The sequence below is a fragment of the Collinsella sp. An268 genome (assembly GCF_002159765.1).
Taxonomy (GTDB): domain Bacteria; phylum Actinomycetota; class Coriobacteriia; order Coriobacteriales; family Coriobacteriaceae; genus Coprousia.
The window spans coordinates 1-3844 of the sequence record NZ_NFJH01000021.1 but is presented as its reverse complement, the minus strand read 5'-3'; the positions used below and the strand labels follow the sequence as shown (position 1 = coordinate 3844).

Sequence of the window (3844 nt, the reverse complement as noted above, 5' to 3'; positions counted from 1 at the left end):
TCGAGTTCTTCCACGGCAGGGACTGGTCGGGCTGGACCGCGGAGCGGTTCATCGCCGAGCTCTCCTCGTACATCCGCTGGTACCGGGAGGGCCGGCTGAAGGCCTTCCGCGAGGGCGGCCGGACGGTGTACGATACGATCAGGGGCCGCAGGGAGCGGCTCGGGCTGGCCGCCTAGGCCTGTCCAAGAAATTGTCCGCATCCCCTGCGAACGGTCAAAAGTGGCATCCTCGCACACGGGAATCTAACGGCAGGTCGCCCGCGGGATCCAGCCGCGGTAACCAGCCATAGGAACGCAGCATCAAGGACGCCCGCGGGGATTTACTGGCGGAACCGAGCGCGAGAACCGGTCGCGGGCATACGCATAGACACACGAGAATACGCATGAGCAAAAGATGGTATCCCCATATCAAAAATGATGGGGTGGCGCTTTCTGTCAGCGCACTTTAGCGATGGGTATCCCCCAACATAATGTGCTTGAAAAATCGCACTTTACAAGTTCTTGATATTCACGGCAGAATATACCGTTTGTCCCTCATAACAAGCCGTTTGCACGGCGAAGCTACACCCGCGTACCTTAAATCAATCATCAAAGCTCACTATCTCCACCAAATAAGCTAAACTGGACCCCGTAGGACACTTTTGTCTCGAATACGCGTGCTGTGGCCGCACCCACAAAAATGCTGCTAAGCGGCCATATCACACGAGGTAGGGCAAAAGCGGGAGCGAGGACGGGTGCGGTGTAGCCCGTCGAAGTGTTTGGGGTGGTACATATGCATGTCTCAAGTAAGACGCGCAAGGAAATCAAGCGCAAGGGAGCAAAGGCGTTAGCCGTCTTCCTTGCGTTTGTGCTTGCTGCCCAGAGCGTCAATCTGCCTGCGGTGGTGGCGGTAGCCAACACGGCGGCGACAGATGCGATGGCGCAGGTGACCGATACGTCGGCAACGGGTACGGAGGCGACGGGCGAGCAGCCCGCGACGCCGACCGATCAAACCGCGCCGGCGTCAGACGCGACGGCGCCCGCCGAGGAGCCCGCGACTCCCGTGGCGGACGAGATGCCCGTCGACCAGGCGGCCGACCAAACGGCGAGCACGGGCACTGATGCCGTAGCGGGAACCGACCAGGCGGCGCCCGCCAACCCCGCAGACAATGCGGCGGCCGGTGCACCCACCGACGGTTCGGCCCCGGCAACGCCGGCGGCAGATACCACCGCAACCGTCTCGCTCTCGCTTACCCAAAGCACCCTTACCGTGGGGGAGAACACCTATACCCCCGATAACAAGACCTTCGATACTCCGGCTAACCAGGAGTTGAAGTTTACCGTCGCGCCTGCCGACGGTTTTGCCGTTTCTGCGGTCAAGCAGCAGACCGCCAGCGGCGTCGAGACTAACCTTACGGCTAACGCGGCCGGCGAGTACACCGTCGCCGCCACGGATGTTGCCGATGGTCTGAAGCTCACCGTCGAGACCGCAGAGGTTCCGGCCGAGCCCGCCGAGGATCCTGCCGAGGACCCGGCAGCACCCGCCGAGGACCAGCCGGCGGATGATGCTACGACGGATGAGACCACCGACGGCGCAACGACCGGCGAGACCACCGACGAGGATTCGACGGCCGTCGAGGATGACGCCACGCTTGCCGAGGACCTCGCTGCGAACAACGGCATTTCGCTGCTGAGTGTAAGCGGTTCCGGCACGCAGGACGATCCGTACCAGATTGAGCCCGGCGACACTTATCCGCTAAGCGAAAGCTATAGCCCGAATGGCGAGTGGCAGATTAAGGGGCCAAATGGCAGCTGGGAATCTGCGGGCTGGTGGGAAAACAGCGTAAGCGCCGGTAACGCAACTCTGAGCAACATCGAAAATGGGTCAGTGTTTAATCGAACTGCTAGCGCCACCTTTGAGTTAAGCGAAGGTGATGCAGCGGGCACCATGTATCAGGTTCGCTACAATAGCACTATCTATTATTTTCAGATTGCAGACAGCACCAAGGCAACCGTGTCGTTTAATGCCAATGGCGGTTGGAGCGCTCCGAAGTCGATAACTGTTGATAAGGGCGGTACAGTTACGATTCCCACCGAGGAGCCTAGCCGCAATGGCTACACTTTTGCAGGCTGGTCCACTGACTCCAATGCCACTTCGGCAGAATACCAGCCTGGACAGGAAGTTGCTCTCAGCGCCAACATGACCCTTTACGCGGTGTGGACGCAGTCTGCTACGATTACCTTTAACCCCAATGGTGGCACTGGTGATAGCTTTACCCTGACAACTACCGAGGGGCGTGACGGGTCGTTCAGGTTGTCTCTGCCCAACCCTGAAGATCATGGTATTACTCGTGAGGGCTATACCTTCGTTGGATGGTCTACCGACTGGAGCGGTACAGGTCTTAATTACACGCCCCAAGAAATAACCGTGAGCGACGGTCAGACCTATTACGCAATTTGGGCTGAGAATGATCCCCAGGGAGTTGCTGAAGCCGAATTCTTCCTTCGCATTGATGGGGACATTCCATTTGAGCCGGATGCCAACATCGGCGCCGGCGGCGCAGGCTATTTCCCTGGCGGATGTGGAACCGGGTTGAACGGCACCATCAAGCAGTCTGTGGCCATCAACAATAATCTCCAACTGGTTGCGGATAATATTCTTCAAGCTCCGACCGATGAGACGATTATCAGTGCGATAACCATGTGGAATCAGACCCACAGCGGCAACCAGAGAATGAGCTATGACCCTGCGACGCAGGAAATCGTTTGGTACGTCATTAAGAAGAGCGGTGATCACTACCATGTTGATGGTGTGATTCAGGACAAAGCGGTCAACCGAGTGACGTATGACCCCAATGGCGGCACGAGCTACGTGCCTACGGCAAAGACCTATACAGAGGGCACTACGGTTCAGGTCGATTTTGATACAACCCCTACGCGTGCCGGATATACTTTCCTAGGCTGGGGTACCGATAAGGACGCCACAACTCCTGAATATACGAAGGATGGCACCAATACATTCGTAATGCCCTCCAACGATGTGACCCTTTACGCGATTTGGCAGGCCAATAATTCCACTGGCTATACGGTTGAGCACTACGCCGTTAATGCAAGCGGTGAGGCTGAACTGTATAAAGAAGAAGAGAAGTCCGGTAAGACCGATACGATTGCGACCGCTACGCCGATCGAGATTCCCGGCTACACCTTCGACGAGGATCACGAGGGTACCGTGCTCTCCGGCACCATCACCGGCGACGGCAAGCTCGTGCTCAAGCTGTACTACACCGCCGACCCCGCCTCCATCGTGTTCGTGGAGAACGGCGGCACCGAGGTCAAGGACATGACCGGCAAGACCGACGAGGCCATCGCCGACACCACCATGCCGGCCACGACCCGCGCCGGCTACGACTTCGACGGCTGGTACACCAAGGACGGCACCGACGGCGACTGGGGCGACAAGGTCGAGTCCCTGCCGGCCGCGTTCCCCGCGGGCGTCACGACCTACTACGCCAAGTGGGCCGAGGACCCCGGTGACAAGGTCGACGCCACCTACAAGGTCCAGTACTTCAAGGACGGCGTCGAGGTCGGCGAGCCCGAGGCCGTGGAGACCAAGGCCTGGGCGGGCGACCCGACCAAGGCCGAGTTCGTCAAGGGCTCCGTCAACACCACCGACAAGTTCGGCGACGGCTGGTCGTTCCAGAAGACCGACCCCGCCCAGATCGGCGAGACCGTGACGGCCGACTCCACCATCAAGGTCTACTACACCGCCGACCCCGCCTCCATCGTGTTCGTGGAGAACGGCGGCACCGAGGTCAAGGACATGACCGGCAAGACCGACGAGGCCATCGCCGACACCACCATGCCGG

The 3844-nt window shown here is 59.3% G+C and carries 1 protein-coding gene; it reads left to right on the top strand.

Going from position 1 to position 3844, the window contains the following annotated elements; translation table 11 throughout:
• Positions 1-771: 771 nt before the first annotated feature.
• A partial coding sequence (locus B5F70_RS10405) for an InlB B-repeat-containing protein (protein ID WP_143753977.1) occupies positions 772-3844 on the top strand: 3073 nt, incomplete at its 3' end.